The organism is Thioalkalivibrio sp. ALE14 (assembly GCF_000376845.1).
GTDB lineage: Bacteria > Pseudomonadota > Gammaproteobacteria > Ectothiorhodospirales > Ectothiorhodospiraceae > Thioalkalivibrio.
In genome coordinates this window covers 171114-193434 of the sequence record NZ_AQXY01000026.1, presented here as the reverse complement: position 1 = coordinate 193434, position 22321 = coordinate 171114, and the positions used below count along the sequence as shown (strand labels likewise).

Below are 22321 nucleotides of genomic sequence, written 5' to 3'. Positions count from 1 at the left end.
TTGCGTGCCGCGCCCGCAGAGCGGGCGCCGAGGGTGCTCGGGCGGCATTGCCTATTGTTGTGTCCGGGGGGAGGGAACACCTTCTGTCTTGACCTACTCTTCCCGTATGGAGCCCCTTGCGGAAGGGTTCTCGGGCCGGGAGAAGGCGCTGGATGTCTGAGCGAAGCGCAGCGTAGCGAGTTCAGCGCCGCCGGCCCGAGGGCCCTGGAGCAAGGTTCTCGGGCGAAATCCGGGTGCCCTTCTTTGGGTCCTTTCTTGGGCAAGCAAGAAAGGACCTCGCGGCGCGCTGGCGAGTCAGCGCACGGCAGGCGGCGGACCGGAGGCACGTAAACACCGGATGCCGACCCAGGATCAGCCTCAACAGGGCAGGCAGCAGGCACCGAGTGATCAGGGTTCGGCGCGCGGGGCGGTAGCGGCGCGGGCACCCCGGCGTTCGCCGTCGACGTCGTCGATGGCGTCATCCAGCTCGTGGAGGCGCCGCGTAGTCGCCAGCGGCGACGTCGTGCCACGGGCCACCAGGCGATAGGCCGCCGGAATCACGAACAACGTGAACAGCGTGGCAAACAGCACACCGGAAAACACCGCCACACCGATCACGAAGCGGGTCTCCTCGCCGGGCCCGGAGGCCAGGATCAGCGGGATGGACCCGGCGACGGTAGTCAGCGCCGTCATCAGCACCGGCCGCAGACGCATGCGCGAGGCCTCGATGATCGCGGCGTCGAAATCCCGCCCGCGATCGCGCAGCTGGTTGGCAAACTCCACGATCAGAATGCCATTCTTTGCCGCCAGGCCGATCAGCATGACCATCCCGATCTGGCTGTAGATATTCAGCGTCTGCCCGGTGACGGTCAGCCCGATCAGGGCCCCCACCACCGCCAGCGGGACGGTCAGCATGATCACGAACGGATGGACGAAGCTCTCGAACTGCGCCGCCAGCACCAGGAACACCACCAGCAAGGCGAGCGCGAAGATGAACAGGATTGCCTCGGAGCCCGTGCGCAGGTCCAGTGATTCGCCCTTGTAGTCGATCCCCGCCTCGGCCGGCAGTAGTTCGGCAGCCTTCGCGTCCAGCGCGTCCAGGGCCTCGCCCAGGGTCATGCCGTCGCGCAAACCGGCGGTCAGAGTCACCGCTCGCGAGCGGTTGTAGCGTTCCAGCGAGGAGGGGCCGGCCTGCTCCTCGTAGGTGACCAGGCTGGACAGCGGCACCATGGAACCCGAGCTGGAGCGCACGTAGAGGTTGTCGATATCGGCCGGTGTACGGCGCTGGTCCGACAGTCCCTCGATGATCACGTCGTACTCCTCGCCGCGATCGACGAAGGTGGTCACGTCGCGCCCGCCGAGCACGATGTCCAGCGTGCGGCCGATATCACGCATGGACACGCCCAGGTCGCCCGCCCGGTCGCGGTCCAGGCGCACGTTGAGCTGCGGCTGTGTGGGCTCGTAATCCAGGTCCACACGGGTCAGGCCGTCGATGCCCTCGGCGGCCTCGCGCATGGTCTCGCCCCATGCCTCCAGCGTGTCGTAGTCCGGCCCCCTGATCACGAATTGCACCGGCGGCCCGATACGGCCACTGGACAGACCCTGGCGCATCACCACGCGCGCCTCGACCCCCGGCATCTCGTTAATGATGCCTCGAATCTCGTTGATGACCTCCTGCCCGGACTGGTCGCGGTTATCCCAGTGCTCCAGGATCGCGATCACGAAGCCGTTGTTCATCACTTCGGAGCCGCCAAAGCCGCGCGGCGTGCGCACCAGTGCGCGGCGGATCGGGCCATCCTCGATCAGCGGCTGAATGCGGGCCTCGACCTCGGCCATCTGCCGGCTCATGTAATCGAAGTTCGCTCCCTCGGGCCCATCCACCAGCACGAAGAAAGACCCGCGATCCTCCTGCGGCGCGAACTCCTCGGGCAGTTCATCGAACAGGTACCAGGCGCCGGCCAGCACGGCCGCAAGAAGGGGCACCACCAGCCACGAGCCCTTGAGCCCGGCCGTCAGCACGCGGCCGTAGCCGGCCTCCAGCGCGGCAAAGCCGCGACCGATGTAGCGTGCCGCACCGGTCTCGTCGTCGCCCTTGTGCATCAACCGGCCGGACAGCACCGGCGCCAGGGTCAGCGCGACGATGCTGGAGAAGAACACCGCGATGGCCATGGCAATTGCGAACTCGGTGAACAGCTGGCCCACCGTGCCGTCGAGGAAGGCCAAGGGCACGAACACGGCGATCAACACCGAGGTGGTCGCGACGATCGCGAACCCGACCTGGCCCGCGCCACGATAGGCCGCCAGCAGCCCCGGCTCGCCCCGTTCGATGCGCCGGTGGATGTTCTCCAGCATCACGATCGCGTCGTCCACCACCAGGCCTACCGCCAGCACCAGGGCCAGCAGGGTCAGCAGATTGACCGAGAAGCCGAACAGGCTGATGCCGATGAAGGCCGCGGTGATCGCCACCGGCACGGTCACCGCCGGGATCAGGGTCGCCCGCCAGCTGCCCAGGAACAGGTAGATCACGAACACCACCGCGGCGGTGGCGACCGCCAGGGTGATGTAGACCTCGCGGATCGCCCCCTCGATGAAGACCGACTCGTCGTAGGTGGTGACCAGCGAGGTGCCCTCCGGCAGGGAGTCCTGCAGGCGGTCCGCCATCGCCTTCACGCCATTGGCCACCTCCAGCACATTGGCGTTGGACTGGCGGATGATGCCCAGACCGATCATGTCCTCGCCGTTGCCGCGGAACTCGCTGCGCTCGGTATCCGCGCCGATGTTCACCTCGGCGACGTCACCCAGGCGCACCAGCTGCCCCCCTTCCCCGCGTTTGAGCACCAGGCCGGCGAAGTCCTCGGGGGTGCGGTACTGGCGTTCCACGCGCACGGTGAACTCGCGTTCCAGGGAGTCCAGGCGCCCGGCGGGCAGTTCCACGTTCTCCTGCTGCAGAGCGTCGGCGATGTCGGTGACGGTCAGCTCGCGCGCGGCGAGGGCCTCGCGGTCGACCCAGATACGCATTGCGTAACTGCGCGCGCCGCCCCGGCGTACCAGTCCGACACCATCCACCACCGAAAGCCGGTCGATCAGGTTGCGCTCGGCGTAATCCGCCAGCTCCAGCGCATCCATGGTGGTGCTGGAGAGGTTCAGCCACAGGATCGGGCTGGCGTCGGCATCCGCCTTGGTCACCTCGGGCGGATCGACCTCGTCGGGCAGGTCGCCCAGCACGCGACTGACCGCCTCGCGCACGTCATTTGCGGCGGCGTCGATGTCGCGGCTGAGGTTGAATTCGATGGTAATGCGCGAGCGGCCGTCCTCGCTGGAGGACTGGATGAACCGGATCCCTTCTATGCCCGCAATGCGATCCTCGATCCGCTGGGTCACCTCGCGCTCGATAATCTCGCCGCTGGCCCCGGGATAAATGGTACTCACCGTGACCACCGGCGGGTCCACGTCCGGGTATTCGCGCAGGGGCAGGCTGTCGTAGGCGATCAGGCCGAAGGTGATCAGGAGCAGGTTGAAGACAATCGCCAGCACCGGCCGGCGATTGGCGACATCGGAGATGATCATGCCCCGTCCCCAGCCTCTCCATTATTGCCTTCCGGCGCACGCGGGGGCAGGACGCGTACCTCACGGCCGTCACGCACCCGCGAGACGCCCTCGGAGACCACGGTGTCCCCCGGCTCCAGCCCGTCCAGCACCTCGGCGAAGCCCGGGTCGCGACGCCCGATCCGGATGCGTACGCGCTCCACCGAGCCGTCGTCGCGCAGCCGGAACACGAAGTGCTGGTCGGCGACCTGCTGGATGGCGCCCTCGGGGACGGCCGGGCGCTCCACCGGGTCCAGCGGCAGGCGGATGTTCACCAGCATGCCGGGGCGCAGCAGCAGGTCGGGATTCTCGACCATCGCACGCACGGTGAGGGTACGGGTGGCCACATCCAGGCGGTTGCTGACGGCCGCGACCTGCCCCTCGAACGTGCCGTTCGCGCTGCGCCCCTGAACATCCATCCCCAGATGGATGGCCGCGGTATGACGCTCAGGGACCGCGAAGTCGACCTTCACTACCGAGACGTCGTCCAGCTCGACAATCGCGGTCCCCGGGCTGACCAGCGAACCGGGGCTGACCTGACGCAGGCCGAGGCGGCCGGAGAACGGGGCCCGGATGACGCGGTTGGCCACCCGGGCCTCGGCGGCCGCCAGGCGGGCCTCGGCCTCGTTCAGCCGCGATCGCTGTTGGTCCACCTGCTGCTGGGTGACCACGCCATCGGCCACGCGATCGCGCACGCGCTCCAGCTCCCGCCGCGCCTCGTCTACCTGCACACGGATCTCGCGCAAGGCCGCGCGTTCCTCGTCGGCGTCGAGGCGTACCAGCACATCCCCCGCCTCGACCGTGTCGCCGTCTTCGAACAGGATCTCGACCACGCGTTCGGTGACGCTGGCGGTCACCACTACGGACTCGTTGGCTTCCACCGTGCCCAGGGACTCGACGATAGTCTCGAAAGTACGCGGGGCGACCTCGCTGACGCGCACCGGCGTGCGGTCGTCGCGTTCGGCGGCGGGGGCATCACCGGTCGTGTCATCTCCCGTCTCGGGGCCGAGTGCGTACCAGGCAGCCGCGGCCACCGCCACCACCAGGACCAGCCCCAGGAACCCGCCAATCGCCTTCACTTGTCTATTCCCCTACACGAATGCGGCCCGGTCCGGGAGACACTGCAATGTCTCCCGGACCGGGCCAGGGTTGAACGTTCCAACAGTGTAACGACCCTCACGTTTCGTCGGCGTTCCGCAGCGCGGCCGGCAGGTCACCCAGGGGGCGGCCGTGCGGCCGGGTGTAGTCGATCACCGGACCCTTCGGCACGATACCGCTGGGATTCAGCATGGGATGACTGCCGTAGTAGTGCGCCTTGATGTGATCCATGCGCACGGTCTCGGCCACGCCCGGGCGCTGGTAGAGCATGCGCAGGTACGCCGACAGGGCCGGGAAGTCGATGATGCGCTGGCGGTTGCACTTGAAGTGGCTGTAGTAGACCGGATCGAAGCGCACCAGCGTGGTGAACAGACGCCAGTCGGCCTCGGTGAGCCGGTCGCCCACGAGAAACGGCTGGCGCGCGAGACGCGCCTCCAGCCAGTCGAGAGTCTCGAACAGGCGGTCCCAGGCGGCATCGTAGGCCTGCTGCGTGGTCGCGAAACCGGAGCGGTAGACACCGTTGTTCACGTTCTCGTAGACGCGATCGTTGACCGCATGGATCGCCTCGCGCAGATCCTCCGGATAGAAATCCAGCGTATTGCCGGTGATGCCGTCGAAGGCGCGGTTGAACATGCGCACCAGGTCTTCCGACTCGTTGTTCACGATCCGGTCGGTTTGGGTGTCGAACAGCACCGGCACGGTGATGATGCCGGTGTATTCCGGATCGGTGCGGGTATAGAGCTCGTGCATGTAGCGAGAGCCGTGCACCCGGTCGCCGGTGCAGCCGTCGCAGTCATCGAAGGACCAGCCGGCATCGCCCATGTAGTGGTGCACGACCGACAGCCCGATGTGCGGCTCGAGCCCCTTCAGCTTGCGCAGGATCAGCGCGCGATGTGCCCAGGGGCAGGCGTAGGAGACGTACAGGTGATAGCGGCCGGACTCCGCGGGATACCCCCCCTCGCCCAACGGACCGGCGGAGCCATCGGCGGTCACGTAGTTGCGGTACTGCTGATCCTGACGTACGAATTCGCCGTTCTCGTCGGATTCCTCGTCCAGCCAGCCCTCGCGCAGCTCGCCGTTGATCAAGAGACTCATGGGTTCCTCCCGCATGCGCCGCCGGGCCGGGAACGGCCCGGGCATTTCGCCTGTCAGGTCATCATCACATCGAATTTATCGAAGATAAATCGGGATATATGCGGATTATCATTCGACAAAAGCGAATACAGGTCGATCGGGATCAGGCGCTGCGCAGGCTGCCGTCAAAGTACCGCGCCAGAAAGGTGTCGAAGTCGAGGGTGTCGGCGGCCTCGATCGCCGCCTGTTCGGCCAGGCTCTCGCGCGCCAGCGCCTCCAGCGTCTCCGCGCGCGGGAGCGGCCCGTTGAAACGGAAGGCCTCCCGATGCTGGGCCGACAGCCGGCTGGCGTAGCGGTAGAAGCCCTCCTCGCGCGCCATCATGTCCTCCAGCATCCGCGCCGAAGGGGTCAGATCCGCCTGCTCCACCTTGCCCCACTGCTCGCTCAGCGCGCGTCGATAGGGATCGCCCGGGAGTTCCTGGTCGAGGATCGCGGCCACCGGGCGCATGAGCGCCAGCAGTTCCCGCGCCCAGTCCTGTAGCGCCACGTGTTCGTCCCGCCGGCGGAGCTCCAGCCCCGGGCGTCGGCCGTAGTGCGCGACGTCGAGCAGATTGCGGTCGATCGCATCCAGCTCGCCCTCGGCCAGCAACGGGCTCGGCTGCAACAGGCAGGTCAGTGCAAACACTTCGAGAAAGCGCAGCTGGGTCTCGTCCACCCCCAGGGGGTGCTGGGCGTTGATGTCCACCGAGCGCAGTTCGACGTACTCGATACCGCGTGCCTCAAGCGCATCGGTCGGCTTCTCGAAGCGTTCCAGCGGCTGCTTCGGGCGCACGGTCGAGTAGTACTCGTTCTCGATCTGCAGGATGTTGGCGTTCAGCTGGCGGTATTCGCCATCCACCTTCACCCCGATGTGTTCCCACTCGGGGCTGGGCGTGTTGATGGCGCAGCGCAGCGAATCGACATAGCCGCCCAACGAGTTGTAATCCGCCTTGATGCCGGTATCCGCCTCCTTGCGGTTGGTGTAGCCGATATCGCCCATGCGCAGGCTGGTGGCATGCGGCAGGTAGGAGGTGTCGTCGTCGAAGTCCTCCAGCACTGCGCCATGCCCCTCGAGGAAGGAGTTGCACACCGCCGGCGATGCGCCGAACAGATACGGAACCAGCCAGCCGAAGCGCAGCAGATTGCGGATCATCCCCATCATCCGCTCGTCGCGGAAGGTGCGCCCATCCGTCTCGCCCAGCACGGCAGCGAGGGCCGGCCAGAACTCCGGGCGCGGGGAGTAGTTGAAGTGCACCCCGGCGATCACCTGCATCTTGCGCCCGTAGCGATGGCCCAGGCCGATGCGGTAGACGGTCTTCATGCGCCCGGCGTTGGAGTTGCCGTACTGCGCCACCGGGATCGCGTTGTCGTCAGCGGTCACGCAGGGCATGGAGGTGGACCAGAGTGTCTCGTCGCCGACATTGGCGGCGGCGAAAGCCTGCAGGTCGTGCAGAAAGCCCAGCGTCTCGCGCACGTCATCGAACGGCGGGGTCACCAGCTCCAGCAATGCCTCGGAGTAGTCCGTCGTGATATTCGGATGGGTAAGCGCCGAACCGAGCGCCGCGGGGTGCGGCGTCAGCGCCGGGGAGCCTTGCGGCCCCACGCGCAGGGTCTCCTTCTCCAGGCCGATACGTCCGTGCAGGCCCGTCCCCGTCAGGCGCTCCGCCAGCTGCGCGACCAGTCCCTGCAGATTGCGTTCGTCGGTTCCCACGGGCGTGCCGTCCTGCTCGATTCAAAACCCGGCGAACATACCCGAATGCGGCCGCGCGGTCACATGCACCGGGATCACGCAATGCTGGATGTCCATCCCCCGGAGTCCGGGCCTTGTCCTGCCGGTCCTCGTATATTAGCTTTTACTTATCTGTGTGACATCGAGTGACCCGTGGAATCGGAGCGACAACGCCGCAGCTGGGACGAGATCCTGGTGGACGCCCTCCGCGCGCCCGCCACCTGGCTGTTCGTGCTCGGACTTGCCCTGGGGGCCGCCGCAGTGCACTGGGGCGTTGAGCGCCCCCCGGCCGAGGGCGCCCTGATGGTCACGCTACACAATGACAGCGACGTGGCCATCCGTGCGGTGCACTTCGATTTCGGGCACGACCTGTCCGAATCCAGCATCCGCGAGGGCGAGATCGGCCCCGGCGAGCGTCGGCGCGTTGCGCTGAACCATGTGCCAGGTGCCGGCTTCAATGTCGAGATCCGCTACGCCGACGGCCACGTACAGTCATTCTGTGCCAATCGCGGCGTGGACGGCTGGGAGCAGGAGGTCCGCGTCTACCGCTGAATCTGGCAGGCGACACCGACATGGCCTATACAGGACATGCAGGGTGATAAAATGCCGCACACATCGCCGAACATGCTGGAGCTGTACACCCGCGGACGACAAACACCGCGCCCGCACGAGACGCGCGCGGCCGCATCTCTGGCGGTTTCCATACTGGAGTCCCGCCAGCCCCCGGGCGAGTTCTTCACGCCGACCTCCGACGACCTGATCCTGAGCCAGTCGGCCGGTGGGCCGTTTCGCTACGTCTGCGACCTCGGTGCCGGGCGTTTCTCCGGGCACACCCGAACGCGGGATTTCGTGGCCGTCGCCCCGGGCGCCACGCCCTGGTGCCGCGTAACCCAGCCGGCCCGCCTGCGCTTTATCGGGATCCCCGCGGGCCTCGCCCGGAGCTGTCTGGAACGCCCCGCGGACGACCCACTGGACTTCGGCCCCGTCCACACGCGCCACCACAGCGACCCGCTGATCGCCCAGGGCCTGGATCTCCTGTGGCTGGAGATGGGCCGCGACGACCCCGCCGCGCGCCTGTTTGTGGACAGCATGATGGCGGCCCTGCTGGCACGCCTGGCCCGGCTGGCCAGCCAGGCCGCCCCGGCCGACCACTGCCGGGGCGGCCTGGCACCGCATCATTCTGTGCAGGTGATCGACTACATGCAGGCCCACCTCGACCAACCCGTCCGCCTGGCCGAACTGGCCGCCCTGTGCGACCTCTCGCCCTGGCATTTCGCGCACGCCTTCCGCGATACCCACGGCCTGCCGCCCCACCGCTATCTGACCCGCCTGCGCCTGGAGCGTGCCCGCGAGTGGCTGACCACGTCCACGCGCAGTATCAGCGAGATCGCCACCGCCACGGGCTACAACCCGCAACAGCTGGCCCGCCACTTCCGTCAGGCCTTCGGCATGGCACCCGGGGTCTACCGTCGCCTGTACGGGGACCCGTCAAAGCTGCGCAAAGACGAAACCGAAACGCCCTGACACAACCCCGCAAGATTCGACCATTCGGCGCAACTCCGTGACCGCGCCACGTCTCCGCGCGACCTAGGCTTTAGACGAAAGCCAGCGCCACGGCACCATCGCGGAGAGCGAGCGTATGTCGTCTGTCCCGGAAAGCCATCTGCCCCACGAGACCGTAGAGGCCTTTGGCAATCACCTGGTCGATATACTCAACCATGGCGCGCTGTGCCTGATGCTCTCGGTCGGCCACCGCACCGGGCTGTTCGACGTCATGCGCGGGCGCGCCCCGTCCACCTCCAACGCGATCGCCGCGGCCGCGGACCTCGACAAGCGCTATGTGCGCGAATGGCTCGGCGCCATGGCGACGGCAGGCATCGTTACGGTGGAGCCGGACGGCCCGCGCTTTGTCCTGCCGCCGGCGCACGCCGCCTGCCTGACCCGCGCGGCGCAGGCCGACAACCTGGCCGTGTTTGCCCAGTACATTGCCGTGCTGGGCGCCGTGGAGGATCGGATTGTCGCGGCGTTCAGTACCGGCGCCGGCGTGCCCTACGCACACTACGCGCGGTTCCACGAGGTCATGGCCGAGGACAGTGGCCAGTCTGTCCTCTCCTCGCTGGAGAGTGATGTCCTGCCCCTGGTGCCGGGCCTGACCGACCACCTCGAGCGCGGGATCCGGGTGCTGGATGTCGGCTGCGGCCGCGGGCGCATCATCCATCGCCTGGCGACGCTCTATCCACGCAGCCACTTCACTGGAGTGGATCTCTCAACGCAGGCCATCGAGTACGCCCGCGCCGAGGCAAAGGCGGACAGGCTGACCAACATCGACTTCGTCGAGGCGGATGCGGCCGCACTGGATCGTCACGTCGAGGCACAGGCATATGAACTGATCACCACCTTCGACGCCATCCATGACCAGGCCGATCCCCTTGCAGTGCTGCAGGGCATCCACCGGACACTCGTGCCCGAAGGGATTTACCTGATGCAGGATATCCGCGGATCCGGGCACATCCACGGCGATCTCGACCACCCGATCGGGCCCTTTCTCTACACCGTGTCCTGCATGCACTGCATGCCGGTATCGCTCGCGCAGGGCGGGCCCGGCCTGGGTGCGATGCGGGGCGAACCCCGCGCCCGCGAATACCTGGAGCGTGCTGGATTCCACGACATCCGCGTCCATCAGCTGGCGCACGACCCGCAGAACAACTGGTACGTGGCCACCCGATAACGAACACGAAAGGAGGACCGCATCATGACGGAACCCAATCTCTACGAACGCCTGGGCGGCGAGCCGCGTATCCGCGAACGCGTATATGAATCAGTGTTTCCCTTGCACACACAGAACGCGGCGATCCGCAATCGCTACGTCGACAGTGATCGCGACAACGTGATCCGGCTCGTCACGGAGTTCATCTGCAACGGGACCGGCGGTCCGCAGGCGTACAGCGGGCGCGACATGCTCACCACCCATCGCGGCATGAACATCAGCGAGGAGGAATTCGTCGCGGTACTCGACGACATCGTCTAGGCCCTGGACGAACACGGGGTCGGTCAGCGCGAAAAGGAAGCGCTATTGATGGTCTCCTGGTCACTGAAGCCCGAAATCGTGCGCGTCTGACTCCCCACATCCACAGGAGGAATCGACCATGAACACTCGACATCCGCTCAAGACGCTGGCGCTGACTGTCACCGCCGCCGTGGCGCTGGCCCTGACCGCCCCGCTGGTGGCATCCGAATCCGACGATCACTTCATCATCCGCGACTGTGAACAGTCCCGCGAAGACCTCGCCCAGGCCATTCGTGAGTACGCGGAGAACGAGGAGGACTGGGTCTTCCTGGCCGAGTTCGGCCTGGCCGGCGGGGACATCACCGCCCTGAAGGTCTGTTATCTGCCGCTGGGGCCGGACATCCTCGATGCCGGCCTGCATGTCGGCGCGATGATGCCCTGCGGCCAGATCGGCCTGTACGAGGAGAACGGCAACACCAAGCTGTCCATGCTGCACCCGAAGTTCATGACCACGCTGCAGCCGCACCCGAGCCTGGAGCGCGCGGCGGAAAACGCCGAACCGGCCTTCGAGGCGCTGCTGGATCATGCGCTCGGCGGTCCGTAGGCGACCCTGTCCCAGAGGGTCGGTTGCCCGCGAGACCTTGATCCGCGTCCTGGCCCTGCTGGCGCTGGCCACGCCCATGGCGTCGGCCAGCGCCACGGAAACCCTGCAGGCTCGCACGGACGCCACCAGCGGCCTGATCACCTGGACGTGGCAGGGCGATGGCGTCTCGCTGGAGCTTGCGCAGCTGCTGCCCGATCAAACCCGCGCGTTCTTCCTGGGACGCGGCTTCGAGACCGAACATGCCGATCTCATTGCGGCGCACTGCGTCTTCCAGGCGATCCTGCGCAACAACCGCCCACACACCCCCATCGAGGTCAATCTCCACGACTGGAGCAGCCAGGGGCCGGAGGGGCTCATCCGCCCGCGCCCGAACCGGGACTGGGAGGCAACCTGGGCCCGACGGCAGGCCCCCGAAGCCGCCCGCATCGCCTTTCGCTGGGCCCTGTTCCCCGGCGAACACCGTTTCGAACCCGGCGACTGGCTGATGGGCATGATCCTGTTCGACCATCCGCCGGGCACGCCCTTTGATCTGACCCTGCGCTGGCGCGCGGCCGGGGCGCTCCACGAGGCACGGCTGCCCGACCTGCGCTGCGCCGGCGAGGCGGGAGGATGATCGCCATGCCAAAGCTCGCGACCCTCCTGATCCTGGTGATCCTGGTGACCCTGGCCGCCACGGCCGTCCCGGCCACGGCCGAGTCCCTCACCGCGATCGAGCCACGCCCGGACGCACCACCCCTGACACTCGAGGACCTCGACGGTCATGCACACGACCTGCGCGACTACCGCGGTCGCGTCGTGGTCGTGAACTTCTGGGCGACCTGGTGCCCGCCGTGCCGGGACGAACTGCCCTCCCTGCAGCGACTATGGGAGGGACTGGGCCCCGACGGGCTGGTGGTACTCGGGGTGAACGTCGGCGAAGACGCCGATCGCATCTTCTTCTTCACCGCCGACTACCCGGTGGACTTTCCCCTGCTGCTGGACCGCACGGCCAGCGCGATCGATACCTGGCCGGTGCGCGGCATCCCCACCACGTTCATCATCGATCCCGAGGGCCGCATCGCCTACCGCGCCATCGGCGCACGCGAATTCGACCATCCCGGCATTACCGCACGCCTGCGCGAGCTGCAACAGGTCCAAGCCTCCGGGGCCTCTCCGACCGAATAAGGCGGCACCGGGCGGGATACGTGGTACGGCCGGAAACCCGAAGCGGCGGCCTGCGCGCGCAACCTTTCCGTCGCAATGTCGTCATCACCTCGTCACACCCCCGGTCCACACTCCGGGACTTGAGTCTCGTCCCAAGGTACAGCCGTGCACATTCTGATGCTGAGCGACGTGTACTCCCCCCGGATCAACGGGGTATCCACCTCGCTGGCCAGTTTTCGCGCACAGCTCCGACAACTGGGCCATCGCGTCACGCTGGTGGTGCCGGCCTACCCTGGACTGGGCGCGCACCCCGGCGCCGACCCGCACGACCCGGACCTGATCCGCATCCCGTCGCGCTACCTGGTGGTGGATCCGGAGGATCGCATCCTGAAGCCCCGCCTCATCCGCCGCTCCCTGCGGGAAGCCGGGATCGAGCGGGCCGACGTGGTCCATGTCCACACCCCCTTCGTGGCCCACTACGCCGGTATCAAGCTGGCGCGCGACTGGCAGGTCCCGGTCATCGAGACCTACCACACTTTCTTCGAAGAGTATCTGCAGCATTACCTGCCGTGGCTGCCCGCCAAATGGCTGCGGGGGCTGGCGCGGCGCATCTCGCGCGCGCAGTGCAACGCGGTCGACCGCGTGATCGCCCCGTCGACCGCCCTGCATCGGGCCCTGCTGGAGTACGGGATCAAGACGCCCATCGTGCGCCTGCCCACCGGGATCGACCCACAGGCCTGGACCGGAGGCGACGGCCACCTGTTCCGGGCGGAGCGGGGCATCGCACCCGGCCGCGAGATGCTGGTGCATGTGTCGCGCATCGCCTTCGAAAAAAACATCGGCTTTCTGCTGCAGATGCTCCAGCACCTGCGCGAGCGTCGCCCCGGCGTCCTGCTGCTGATCGCGGGCGAGGGACCGGCCCGGGCTGCCCTGCAGCGCCAGGCCGCGCAGATGGGCCTGGAGGACAACCTGCACTGGTGCGGGTATCTGGACCGCGAGACATCGCTCGTCGACTGCTACCGCGCCGGGCATGCATTCGTGTTTGCCTCCGCCACCGAGACGCAGGGTCTGGTCCTGCTGGAGGCCATGGCCTGCGGGCTGCCCGTGGTCTCCACGGCGCGCCTGGGCACGATCGACATCCTCACCGACGCATCCGGCGCCGAAGTCGCTCCCGAGGAGCCCGCGGTGTTTGCCGAGCGGGTCGCCCGCGTCCTCGATGATCCCGAACGCCAGCGCGCCATGCGCGCATCCCACGCCGCATGGGCGCGGGAATGGAGCGAGCGGCGTATGGCCGAACAATTGCTGACCGTGTATCAGGATCTGCTGAGCCCGGCCGACGCGCTCGGCACCCCGCATACCGCGGCCGACCGTCCTCGCTGACGGCCCTCCCCACTCCAGCGGACCAAGCGACCATGGCCAACGGCGGCGCTACCGGCATCACCCGCATCCTGCGGGCCTTTGGGTACTCCTGGAAAGGCCTGCGCGCCACCTTTCGCCACGAGGAGGCCTTTCGTCAGGAACTGATCCTGGTGGTCATCCTGGCGCCACTGTCGCTGGTGGTTGGCAATACCGGAGTGGAACGCGCGTTGCTGCTCGGCAGCCTGTTCCTGATCCTGATTATCGAGGTCCTCAACTCCGGGATCGAGGCCACCATGGACCGGTTCGGGCCGGAACGCCACAAGCTGGCCGCGCGTGCCAAGGGAGACGCTGATTTAATCGCACGTCCGCGCTCGAGTCGCTTTTGCGTGCGAACAAGGCGCGGTGACCGCCGTGCAGTCATTCTGCACAAGGGAACCGCAACGCCGTTCCCACGCAAAAGCGGCCGAGCCCCTGCTTTCAATGGATTGTGGGGTTGGTGCCCCCTGTTCCCCGATCCTGCGTTGCGCCGCTTGCGGGTAGAACCACTACCCGCTGCACGACACGCCTTGTCTCGGGAAACAGGGGGCACCAACGCGGACGTGCGATTAAATCAGCGTCTCCCTTGGACATGGGATCGGCCGCCGTGCTGCTGGGCCTTGCCAACGCGACCCTCGTCTGGCTGCTGATCCTCTGGCCCTAGCCACCCGCCACCGCCATCACGCAATCGTCACTGCAGCGCCATGGTGGCGTCACCCGGATGCGCGATGCTCGGAAAAACCCCGAGCGGGAGCCCGCGATGGCCACCCTGGATTGCCGCAGCCTGTTCCTGTCCGACCTGCACCTGGGCACCCGGGAGTGCCGCGCGGACTACCTGCTGGACCTGCTGCGCCAGGTCAATTGCGATCGCCTGGTACTGGTCGGCGATGTATTCGACATCTGGGCAATGCGCCGGCGCATCTTCTGGGACGCGACCCAGGCGGCGGTGGTCGAGCAGGTCCTGTCGCTCGCCCTGCACGGGGTCGAGGTCATCTACATCCCCGGCAACCACGACGAGCTGGTGCGCGGCTTTGTCGGTTCGGAGATCCGCGGCGTCCGCATCGAACGCGAGCTGGTGCACTGGACCGCCGATGGCCGGCGCTTCCGCGTAACGCATGGCGACGAGTTCGACGGGCTCGTACGCCACAGCCGCCTGGTACACGCCCTGGGCGATCTTGGCTACAACCTGCTGCTGCGCGGCAGCCGCCACCTGAACACCATCCGACGCCGCCTCGGGCATCCGTACTGGTCCCTGTCGGCCTGGCTCAAGACCCGCGTGAGCGGGGCGGCGCGGGAATACATCCAGCGTTTCGAGCATGCCGCCGTCACCGCCGCGCGCAAGGGCGGCTTCGATGGCTGCATCTGCGGCCATATCCACAAGCCGAACGTCCAGGCGTTCGGCGACATCCTCTACTGCAACGACGGTGACTGGGTCGAGCACTGCACGGCCCTGGTGGAAGATCGCTCGGGCCACCTCAGCCTGCTGCACTGGTCGGACCATGGCTCGGTGCAACAGGCCGAGTCCGGGGCGACCGCGACCGAGGCCTTCGATCTCGAGTCCATACTGACCCGGCGATAACCGCGCGCCAAGCCTGTCACCCGGGTGTCATGGCGCTGTAGTACCGTGGTCACATGAACGAATCGCGATCGCGCCACTGGGCCGGGGCCGGGGCCGGGGCCGACCTGCTCCTGCTGCTGCAATCCATCCATGACACCGAGCAGGCCCGCCGCCTGGCGCGGGTGGCCGGCTGGGTCCTGGTCTTCGCCGGGGTCGTCGTGGTGATGCTGGGCGTGCTGGTGCAGCACACACCCACGATGATGGAGGGCACGCTGGTCGCGCTGCTGGCTCTGGTCGGCGGCTGGCTGCGCAGTCGCATCGCAGCCCTCCTGTTGATGCTGCTGATGGCGCTGGGCCTGGCCACCGGCCTCGCGGTGGGCGCCGCCACCGGCGGGCTCCTGCTGCAGGTCGCCCTGTTCGGCGTCGCCCTGCGCATGGTCGAGGGCTGCTTCCGCTTTCGTCACGCCGACCCTGCCGGTCCGGGGAATAACGCTCAGTAGTTCCCGAAGCAGACCGGCCCACGCGGTGGAGACTTGAACACGCCCGAGCGGGCGAACAGGATGAGCCCTTCTCGTCATCAAGGAAGCGCTCACGCGATGTCCGTCGTCGCCCGCCTGCGCACCCGCCTGCGGGGCTTTATCTGGCCCGCCTGGGCGACCCGCATCCTCGCCACGCTGTCGATCCCGGGGCTGATCCTGGCGACGCTGTTCTTTGCGGCCTCGCTGTCCCCCAGCCTGATCCCGCGCACCGATGACGTGCAGGGCATCCTGTCCGGGCTGTCGCTGGCAGCCGGCTACGGGCTTGGGGTCTTTCTGCACTGGCTGTGGTCGTACCTGGAGCTGCCGGAGCTCGGCGAGCGTACCCATAACACCCTGGTGGTGATCGCAGGGGGTGGGGCCGTGCTGATCGTCCTGATCTTCCTGTGGCAGGCCACCGAGTGGCAGAACAGCATCCGCGAGCTGATGGAACAAGATCCGGTCGATGGCGGCTTTCCCATACGGCTCGGGCTGATCGCGGCGGCGGTGTTTGCCGCCACCCTGGCGGTCGGACGGCTGTTCCAGTTGCTGGTGCGCTTTCTCGCCCTGCGTCTGCGCCGCTTCATCCCGCGCCGGCTGTCCAACGTGATCGGCGTGCTGGCGGCGGCCGGGGTGTTCTGGGCGGTGATCGACGGGGTCATTCTGGAGTACGGTCTACGTACCGCCGATCGTAGCTTCCAGCAGTTCGACGTACGCGAATACCCGGGGGTGGAGCAGCCGACGGCGACGTTCCGCACCGGCAGCCCCGCCTCGCTGATTACCTGGGACGAGGGGTTGGGGCGTCAGGGCCAGCGCTTCGTCGGCCAGGCTCCGGAGGCCGCTACGATCGGCGATTTCACCGGGCGCGCGGCACTCGATCCGATCCGTGTGTACGTGGGCCTGAATGCCGCCGAGACCATCGAGGAACGGGCACGACTCGCCCTGCAGGAGATGCTGCGGGTCAATGCCTTCGATCGCTCGGTACTGGTGCTGGCCACGCCCACCGGGCGTGGCTGGGTCGACAACCGCGCGATCCAGCCGGTGGAATACCTGCACGATGGCGACGTCGCGACCGTTGCCGTGCAGTACTCCTACCTGCCGAGCTGGCTGTCGCTGATGGCCGAATCGCAGTACGGCCACGAGACCGCCCAGGCGGTGTTCGCGGAGATCTACGGTTACTGGAAGCAGCTAGCGCCCGATGCCCGCCCCGACCTGTACCTCTACGGCCTGAGCCTGGGCGCACTGAACTCCGAGCGCGCGGCGGACCTGTACGACGTAATCGGCGACCCCTTCTCCGGCGCACTGTGGGCCGGCCCGCCGTTTCGCAGCGAGACCTGGCGTGACATTACACGCCAGCGCCAGCCGGACTCGCCGGCCTGGCTGCCGCGCTTTCGCGACAGCTCGGTGGTGCGCTTCACCAATCAGGGAAACCACCTGGACATCCCGGGCGCCGAGTGGGGCCCGATGCGCATCGTCTACCTGCAGTACGCGAGCGACCCGGTCACCTTCTTCGAGCCCCAGGCGCTGTACCGCAAGCCCGAATGGATGCAGTCCCCGCGCGGCCCGGACGTCTCGCCGGACCTGACCTGGTATCCGGTGGTCACCATGCTGCAGCTGGCGGTGGACGTCGCCATCGGCGACGCCGCGCCGCGCGGCTACGGCCACGTCTACGCGACCGAGCACTACATCGACGCCTGGCAGGCCGTCACGGACACGGACTGGTCCGACGCCGAGCTCGAGTGGCTCAAGCGCCACCTGGCCGACTGATCGGGACCGGGTTAGTTCGCCGCCGGATCCGGCTCCAGACCAAACCAGACAACCGCATGTTCGTCGGACAGCGCCGCGCCCAGCGCCTGCCATTCGCGGGATGCCCAGACGCCCTCGTTGGCCAGCACGGCATAGTGCGCCGGACTCCGGCGCCAGATCTCCAGCGCGGTTGCCTCGGTCATGGCCTCGCTGCGCCATGCCACGATCTCGAACCCGGAGTGTGGATACTCATCACCGGTCAGCTCTCGTGGCTTGTCACGCATGCACTGCGCGGAGGCCGGATCACCCGCCCGATAGCAGCAGGCAGTCCAGGGCCCGTCATCGGACCAGCTGTGCAGCGAGCACTCGCGGACGGTCGGATCGTGCGCCTCGATATCCGCCAGATGCACCTCCGCCACCTCGGCCAGCGCCGGCGACCACGGGATCGCCGGAAGACCCCGGGCCTCGCGGTAGTCGTTGATCTCCTCCGCGAGCGGATGGCCGGGCGGCGTCGAGGCGCACCCGCTCAGTATCATCAGCGCCACGCCGAACCCGCCGGTCGTTAACCCTCCAGTCAGCTTTCGCATCATGCCTCCCTGCATGACCCGCTTCAGAGTGCGTTGAAGCGGGCACCCTCGATAATCACGGGATAGCTGTACCCCGCCCCGAAATCGCGGTCCAGGATCAGCGTCCCGGTTACCGAAACGCGGTCCCCCACCTCGGGCAGCTCGGTGGAGGTGATGGTGATGTAGTCGCCCCGGTTACCGGTGCCATCCACGAAGTGGATGAAGTTGCGGCCCATGATGTCCTCGTTGACCCGCCCGACGATGCCTTCCAGCCGCACCTGTTCGCCCTCGAGTTCGGCGGGGGCCTGATTCAGCTGTTCCACCGTATGCAGCTCGTCGGCCTGCGCGGCGACGCCGCCCGTCAGCATCGCCACCAGCAGCGCGCCAGTTCCGATTATTCGCCCCATCCCGTTCTCCTCGTTTCTCGTGATAGTCCGAATGCCGGGCATCCTAACCGATCGCCCCTGCATCCGAGGTGTTCCATGACCGACCCGACAGCGCCCCCTTCATGCGTTCCGCGGCCCGGTTCACCACCAGGTACAGGCAGGGGACGACCAGCAGTGTCAGGATCATCCCGGCGATCAGGCCGCCGACCACGGTCAGCGCCAGTGGACGCATGATCGCCGCACCCTCGCCGAGGCCGATGGCCAGCGGGAGCATGCCGAGCACCGTGGTCAGGGTGGTCATAAGGATCGTGCGCAGGCGCATCGCGCCGGCCTCCACCACCGCCCGCGCCGCGCTCAGCCCGCGATGCCGCCGGCCCTGTTCGATGTACTCGACCAGCAGGATCGCGTTATTCACCACCACCCCGATCAGCGACAGCGGCGCGGCCGCCACGATCACCAGCGGGTTGGCCAGGCGCTCGTACTGCACGGCCAGTACCACCAGCACGAGGAAGATCGCCAGCGCCACCACCGTGGCCATGTCGCGCTGCGTCTCCTGAATCGTCTCCCACTCGCCGCCGATCAGCAGGCTGTAGTGTTGCGGTACCTCCACCCCGGCCAGGCGCCTTTCGACCTCGGCCATCACCGAGCCGACGTCATTCAGCTCGGTGTTGATCTCGCCGTTCACCGGCACCACCCGGCTCTGATTCTCGCGTTCGATGTGCGCGGGCCCCTCGCCGATCTCGAACTCGGCCACGTCGGCCAGGCGCACGCGCAGTTCGTACTGGCGATCGTCGCGCACGTACTGGGTGGGCACTGCGCCCTCCACCGCGTCACGGATCGCCTGACCGACCGCGCCCACCTGCAGGCCCAGCGCGGCCGCGCGTTCGCGATCCACATGCACACGCAGGATCGGGCTCTGGTCCTCGCGCCCGACCTCGACGCAGAAGCGGCCCTCCGGGTTCCGTCAGGTTGTCAGGTCGATCTGCTGCACGCTGCCACTGCGACCGCCCTCGCCAACCCACACCCCGGTCGACCGCACCTGCCCCAGGAGGCTGTTGTCTCCGGCGTGGCGCAGGTCAAACGGCGTGCTGACATGCCCGAGGTAGATCGCCCCGACCCCCACCTCGCCCAGCGCCAGCAACTGATCACGCCCCTGGGCATCCCGCGTCCACACACGCAGACGGTCGTAGACCGGATCCGCCGCATCGATCCAGCCGTTGCCGTCATGATCGAAGCGCCGCAATTCGGCGAAGCCATCGCCGGTCAGCGGGCCGAACAGCTCGGAGCCGTCATCGACCTGCCCGCTGCCCGACCGGTCGATCGCCAGGAAACCGCTGCCGGGCTGCAGGAAGGCAACCTGCTGGGGCGAGCCGTCGGCATCGAGGTCGAATTCGAAGCGGGTATCGGTCAGGGCGGCCGCCGGGGCGTCGAAATTGATCACCAGAGGATCCTGCAGCTCCGCCTCCATCGCCCCCTGCAGGCGAACGTGCTCGACGAACTCGCGGCTCATGGTCAGGGCGATATCAAGTTCGATGGTCTTTCCGTCGGCCGTTTGCACCCGCCCCTGTGCCTGGAACGAGGTCCGCTCGATCTCCACCCGCGTCTGCTCCACGGACCAGGCAATGGCGAGTCCGGTGCCCGGCCGGGGAGGGCGTGCGATCGGCCTCTCGAAGGTTTCGGGCGGGCGCTCCTCGGGCTTCAGGTCGGCCGGGTCGGCCACGCGGATCTCCCGCCCCGTGAAGCGCTCCAGGATCAAACGCAGGAGTTCGGTACGCAGCTGATCCAGCGAGGTCAGTTCGCTGTCCGCCGGTGCCACCTTGACGAACGGGGCGCGTGCGGATGCGGCCTGGGCCGGCGCGGGCAGCGTGGGCCGGGCCAGGTCCGGATTGCCCGGGGGTTCGGGGACCAGCCGGGGGCCCTCCAGCGGTGGTGCGGGCCGCTCGGCGACGGTCAAACGGGCCTCGCGGCGGGTCGCCTCCAGCGAGAAACGCTGGCTCGATAACTGCATGGAGTAATCGGCAATGTGCATGGCTACCTCCGGTGGACCCTGCCGCATGCCGGGGTTAACGGCCGCGAGGCGGCAATCCTTAGCCGACCGGCGGCAAACACCTGCCGCATGCGGACGCACGGCGGCCAAACATGCGACGATCGGGCGATGGATTCGACACCGAATTTCCCGCTGCGCGGACTGTTTCGTCGCCTGCTGGGCCCATTCGCCGGCCTGGAGCCCGAGGCCGTGCAACTGGATAACGACGAATGGGAGGCCCTGCGCCGTCGGGTGCCGTTCATCGCGCGCCTGACGCCGGAGGAACGCTCCCGGCTGCGCGAACTGATCGGGCAGATCCTCGCGCAGAAGGAATTCATCGGGATCGCCGCGGAACCGGAACCCTGGCAGTGCCAGGTCATCGCGGCCTACGCGGCCCTGCCGGTCCTGGAACGCGGGCTGGATCCCTACCGGGACTGGCGCACGCTGATCCTCTATCCGGACACCTTCGTGCCCGAACACGAATGGGTGGACGAGGCCGGCGTCGTGCACCGGGGGGCCATGCCCCAGTCCGGCGAGGCCTGGGAACGCGGGCCGGTGATCCTGTCGTGGAATGACGTCGAACGCGACGGCGCCGTTGTCGTGCACGAGATGACCCACGTGCTGGATGCCGGCAACGGCGAGGTCAACGGCTTCCCGCCGCTACCCAGGGGACAGTCCGCGCGCGCCTGGACCGAGGACTTCTCGCGCGCCTTCGAGGCCTTCGTGCAGACAGTGGAGGCCGGCGCAGTCGACGAAGCGGAGCTTCCACTGGACCCGTACGCGGCCACCGCCCCGGAAGAGTTCCTGGCGGTTGCGGTGGAGGCCTTCTTCTTCGAACCGGCACGGCTGCGCGAGGCCATGCCCGAAATCTACGAGCACCTGGTGGCATACTTCGGTCAGGAGCCGCACCGACGCGGCGACCTGATCGCCTCCAGCACCCAAACCGCCCCGGAGCATGCGCCATGAACCGAAGCCCCCTCCGCCCCCTGCATCCGGCCCTGCTGGGCCTTGTCCTGCTGCTGCTCACGCCCCTGGCCCTTGCCGTGGACGATCTCGACAGCCATTACGTGACCCTGGAGCCGGTCGTTGTGAACATGGAGGCCGCCGACCGCGGGCGTTATCTGCAGGCCTCGATCCAGCTGGAAGGCAACACCCCGGAGGACGCCCGGGCGATCCGCGAACACATCCCCGCAGTGCGCGACCGGCTGATCCACATCCTCGGCGGCCGCAGCCCCGACAGCCTGACCGGCAGCGGTGCCCGCGAGGACCTGCGCGTTCAGGCGACGGAAGAGCTGAACGAACTCCTGGAAGAGATCACGGGTTCGCCGCGGATTGCCGCCCTGTACTTCTCGGACTTCATCCGCCAGTAGGCCCCGGGAGGGGTAACCCGCACCAGAAGACGGGAAGGCCCGAAGGTTCCGGAGGGGAGCCCCCAAACGAAAAGACCCCGGCAGTCGTGACCGCCGGGGTCCGCAGGAGGGACTCCGCATGAGGGGTCCCGGGCCCCGTTGGGGGCCCAATCGATTCCGGGCGCGCGGTTCAGTGGGGCCGGTGCAGCAACGGCATCTCGCCACGGTCCATCATATGCCGGATCAGCGTGGCGCGCCCCGGCTCTGCCTGTTCCAGCTCCTCGGCGCACTGAGAAGGCTCGTGCGCGGCCTCCGAGAGCATCACCTCCAGTTCGCGCAGATCGACCTTGGGTTCCTGCAGGTCTTCCGGCTTCGGGTTCTCCAGCATGTGGGTCTCCCAGAACATGCGCGGGTGCCAGCAATGCAGCTTCGCATCCGGGTTGTGAAAGAGCTCGACACAGCGACGGTTCAGTTCCTGCGCATTCATGGGGTCACTCCTCGATCCGGTGCATTCACCCCCTT

General features: G+C 67.6%; 20 protein-coding genes and 3 pseudogenes. 14 read left to right on the top strand and 9 right to left on the bottom strand.

Going from position 1 to position 22321, the window contains the following annotated elements:
* Positions 1 to 387: 387 nt before the first annotated feature.
* The 4 genes from F572_RS0106785 to gshA all read right to left on the bottom strand — a co-directional run bounded on the left by F572_RS0106785 (position 388) and on the right by gshA (position 7486).
* Entirely contained in the window at positions 388 to 3546 is a 3159-nt protein-coding gene (locus F572_RS0106785; protein ID WP_017940986.1) for an efflux RND transporter permease subunit, read from the bottom strand.
* Entirely contained in the window at positions 3543 to 4643 is a 1101-nt protein-coding gene (locus tag F572_RS0106780) for an efflux RND transporter periplasmic adaptor subunit (RefSeq protein WP_017940987.1), read from the bottom strand. Before F572_RS0106780 ends, F572_RS0106785 begins: the two co-directional genes overlap by 4 nt.
* Before the next feature lie 97 nt (positions 4644 to 4740).
* On the bottom strand, positions 4741 to 5757 hold the full coding sequence (locus F572_RS0106775; RefSeq protein WP_017940988.1) for a glutathione S-transferase family protein: 1017 nt from the start codon (positions 5755 to 5757) through the stop codon (positions 4741 to 4743).
* Between the two features lie 142 nt (positions 5758 to 5899).
* On the bottom strand, positions 5900 to 7486 hold the full coding sequence (gshA, locus tag F572_RS0106770) for a glutamate--cysteine ligase (RefSeq protein ID WP_017940989.1): 1587 nt from the start codon (positions 7484 to 7486) through the stop codon (positions 5900 to 5902).
* Positions 7487 to 7657: 171 nt separating this feature from the next.
* On the opposite strand from gshA, the gene F572_RS0106765 reads away from it, so the two are divergent.
* The 12 genes and pseudogenes from F572_RS0106765 to F572_RS0106715 all read left to right on the top strand — a co-directional run bounded on the left by F572_RS0106765 (position 7658) and on the right by F572_RS0106715 (position 17493).
* Positions 7658 to 8056 carry a hypothetical protein gene (locus F572_RS0106765; protein WP_017940990.1) on the top strand — a complete coding sequence of 133 codons (399 nt, stop codon included), beginning with the start codon at positions 7658 to 7660 and terminating at the stop codon, positions 8054 to 8056.
* Between the two features lie 51 nt (positions 8057 to 8107).
* Positions 8108 to 9028, top strand: coding sequence for an AraC family transcriptional regulator (locus F572_RS0106760; protein WP_017940991.1), 921 nt, complete (start codon positions 8108 to 8110; stop codon positions 9026 to 9028).
* A gap of 115 nt (positions 9029 to 9143) precedes the next feature.
* Positions 9144 to 10232 carry a class I SAM-dependent methyltransferase gene (locus F572_RS0106755; protein WP_017940992.1) on the top strand — a complete coding sequence of 363 codons (1089 nt, stop codon included), beginning with the start codon at positions 9144 to 9146 and terminating at the stop codon, positions 10230 to 10232.
* A 24-nt stretch (positions 10233 to 10256) separates the two neighbouring features.
* Positions 10257 to 10622, top strand: a pseudogene (locus F572_RS0106750) (group 1 truncated hemoglobin).
* A 28-nt stretch (positions 10623 to 10650) separates the two neighbouring features.
* Positions 10651 to 11115, top strand: a complete 465-nt coding sequence (locus F572_RS0106745; protein WP_017940994.1) for a DUF302 domain-containing protein — start codon at positions 10651 to 10653, stop codon at positions 11113 to 11115.
* Between the two features lie 37 nt (positions 11116 to 11152).
* Positions 11153 to 11728 carry a hypothetical protein gene (locus F572_RS0106740; RefSeq protein WP_017940995.1) on the top strand — a complete coding sequence of 192 codons (576 nt, stop codon included), beginning with the start codon at positions 11153 to 11155 and terminating at the stop codon, positions 11726 to 11728.
* The gene (locus F572_RS0106735) at positions 11725 to 12279 is read left to right on the top strand and encodes a TlpA disulfide reductase family protein (RefSeq protein ID WP_017940996.1); all 555 of its coding nucleotides are present in this window, start codon (positions 11725 to 11727) and stop codon (positions 12277 to 12279) included. Before F572_RS0106740 ends, F572_RS0106735 begins: the two co-directional genes overlap by 4 nt.
* A gap of 156 nt (positions 12280 to 12435) precedes the next feature.
* On the top strand, positions 12436 to 13638 hold the full coding sequence (locus tag F572_RS0106730) for a glycosyltransferase (RefSeq protein ID WP_017940997.1): 1203 nt from the start codon (positions 12436 to 12438) through the stop codon (positions 13636 to 13638).
* A gap of 32 nt (positions 13639 to 13670) precedes the next feature.
* Positions 13671 to 13958: pseudogene (locus F572_RS15190) on the top strand (diacylglycerol kinase); the annotation flags it as partial.
* 455 nt (positions 13959 to 14413) lie between these two features.
* Positions 14414 to 15232, top strand: a complete 819-nt coding sequence (locus F572_RS0106725; protein ID WP_017940999.1) for a UDP-2,3-diacylglucosamine diphosphatase — start codon at positions 14414 to 14416, stop codon at positions 15230 to 15232.
* Positions 15233 to 15285: 53 nt separating this feature from the next.
* On the top strand, positions 15286 to 15711 hold the full coding sequence (locus F572_RS0106720; protein WP_017941000.1) for a hypothetical protein: 426 nt from the start codon (positions 15286 to 15288) through the stop codon (positions 15709 to 15711).
* Positions 15712 to 15807: 96 nt separating this feature from the next.
* Positions 15808 to 17493 carry an alpha/beta-hydrolase family protein gene (locus F572_RS0106715; RefSeq protein ID WP_017941001.1) on the top strand — a complete coding sequence of 562 codons (1686 nt, stop codon included), beginning with the start codon at positions 15808 to 15810 and terminating at the stop codon, positions 17491 to 17493.
* Between the two features lie 11 nt (positions 17494 to 17504).
* On the opposite strand, the gene F572_RS0106710 is transcribed toward F572_RS0106715, so the two are convergent.
* From F572_RS0106710 to F572_RS0106695, 4 genes and pseudogenes are all read right to left on the bottom strand, one after another.
* A complete protein-coding gene (locus F572_RS0106710) occupies positions 17505 to 18059 on the bottom strand; it encodes a CAP domain-containing protein (RefSeq protein WP_051045142.1) in 555 nt (184 codons plus the stop codon).
* 23 nt (positions 18060 to 18082) lie between these two features.
* On the bottom strand, positions 18083 to 18445 hold the full coding sequence (locus tag F572_RS0106705) for a hypothetical protein (protein ID WP_017941003.1): 363 nt from the start codon (positions 18443 to 18445) through the stop codon (positions 18083 to 18085).
* A gap of 43 nt (positions 18446 to 18488) precedes the next feature.
* A pseudogene (locus F572_RS0106700) lies at positions 18489 to 19364 on the bottom strand (efflux RND transporter permease subunit); the annotation flags it as partial.
* Positions 19365 to 19388: 24 nt separating this feature from the next.
* Complete coding sequence (locus tag F572_RS0106695; RefSeq protein ID WP_017941005.1) at positions 19389 to 20453, bottom strand: hypothetical protein; 1065 nt, start codon at positions 20451 to 20453, stop codon at positions 19389 to 19391.
* Between the two features lie 126 nt (positions 20454 to 20579).
* Between F572_RS0106695 and F572_RS0106690 the strand changes: the two genes are divergently transcribed.
* Both F572_RS0106690 and fliL read left to right on the top strand, forming a co-directional pair.
* The gene (locus tag F572_RS0106690; RefSeq protein ID WP_017941006.1) at positions 20580 to 21416 is read left to right on the top strand and encodes a zinc-dependent peptidase; all 837 of its coding nucleotides are present in this window, start codon (positions 20580 to 20582) and stop codon (positions 21414 to 21416) included.
* Complete coding sequence (gene fliL, locus F572_RS0106685; protein ID WP_017941007.1) at positions 21413 to 21820, top strand: flagellar basal body-associated protein FliL; 408 nt, start codon at positions 21413 to 21415, stop codon at positions 21818 to 21820. Before F572_RS0106690 ends, fliL begins: the two co-directional genes overlap by 4 nt.
* Before the next feature lie 169 nt (positions 21821 to 21989).
* Here fliL and F572_RS0106680 read toward each other — a convergent pair whose 3' ends face one another.
* Entirely contained in the window at positions 21990 to 22286 is a 297-nt protein-coding gene (locus F572_RS0106680; RefSeq protein ID WP_017941008.1) for a hypothetical protein, read from the bottom strand.
* Between the last annotated feature and the right edge of the window lie 35 nt (positions 22287 to 22321).

What these genes read in the sequence shown, in the direction of transcription:
- F572_RS0106785 (WP_017940986.1), bottom strand. Translation starts at nt 3,546, where the DNA reads ATGATCATCTCCGATGTCGCCAATCGCCGGCCGGTGCTGGCGATTGTC.
- F572_RS0106775 (WP_017940988.1), bottom strand. Translation starts at nt 5,757, where the DNA reads ATGAGTCTCTTGATCAACGGCGAGCTGCGCGAGGGCTGGCTGGACGAG.
- F572_RS0106760 (WP_017940991.1), top strand. Translation starts at nt 8,108, where the DNA reads ATGCCGCACACATCGCCGAACATGCTGGAGCTGTACACCCGCGGACGA.
- F572_RS0106755 (WP_017940992.1), top strand. Translation starts at nt 9,144, where the DNA reads ATGTCGTCTGTCCCGGAAAGCCATCTGCCCCACGAGACCGTAGAGGCC.
- F572_RS0106745 (WP_017940994.1), top strand. Translation starts at nt 10,651, where the DNA reads ATGAACACTCGACATCCGCTCAAGACGCTGGCGCTGACTGTCACCGCC.
- F572_RS0106735 (WP_017940996.1), top strand. Translation starts at nt 11,725, where the DNA reads ATGATCGCCATGCCAAAGCTCGCGACCCTCCTGATCCTGGTGATCCTG.
- F572_RS0106730 (WP_017940997.1), top strand. Translation starts at nt 12,436, where the DNA reads ATGCTGAGCGACGTGTACTCCCCCCGGATCAACGGGGTATCCACCTCG.
- F572_RS0106725 (WP_017940999.1), top strand. Translation starts at nt 14,414, where the DNA reads ATGGCCACCCTGGATTGCCGCAGCCTGTTCCTGTCCGACCTGCACCTG.
- F572_RS0106720 (WP_017941000.1), top strand. Translation starts at nt 15,286, where the DNA reads ATGAACGAATCGCGATCGCGCCACTGGGCCGGGGCCGGGGCCGGGGCC.
- F572_RS0106715 (WP_017941001.1), top strand. Translation starts at nt 15,808, where the DNA reads ATGTCCGTCGTCGCCCGCCTGCGCACCCGCCTGCGGGGCTTTATCTGG.
- F572_RS0106710 (WP_051045142.1), bottom strand. Translation starts at nt 18,059, where the DNA reads ATGCGAAAGCTGACTGGAGGGTTAACGACCGGCGGGTTCGGCGTGGCG.
- F572_RS0106705 (WP_017941003.1), bottom strand. Translation starts at nt 18,445, where the DNA reads ATGGGGCGAATAATCGGAACTGGCGCGCTGCTGGTGGCGATGCTGACG.
- F572_RS0106695 (WP_017941005.1), bottom strand. Translation starts at nt 20,453, where the DNA reads ATGCACATTGCCGATTACTCCATGCAGTTATCGAGCCAGCGTTTCTCG.
- F572_RS0106690 (WP_017941006.1), top strand. Translation starts at nt 20,580, where the DNA reads ATGGATTCGACACCGAATTTCCCGCTGCGCGGACTGTTTCGTCGCCTG.
- fliL (WP_017941007.1), top strand. Translation starts at nt 21,413, where the DNA reads ATGAACCGAAGCCCCCTCCGCCCCCTGCATCCGGCCCTGCTGGGCCTT.
- F572_RS0106680 (WP_017941008.1), bottom strand. Translation starts at nt 22,286, where the DNA reads ATGAATGCGCAGGAACTGAACCGTCGCTGTGTCGAGCTCTTTCACAAC.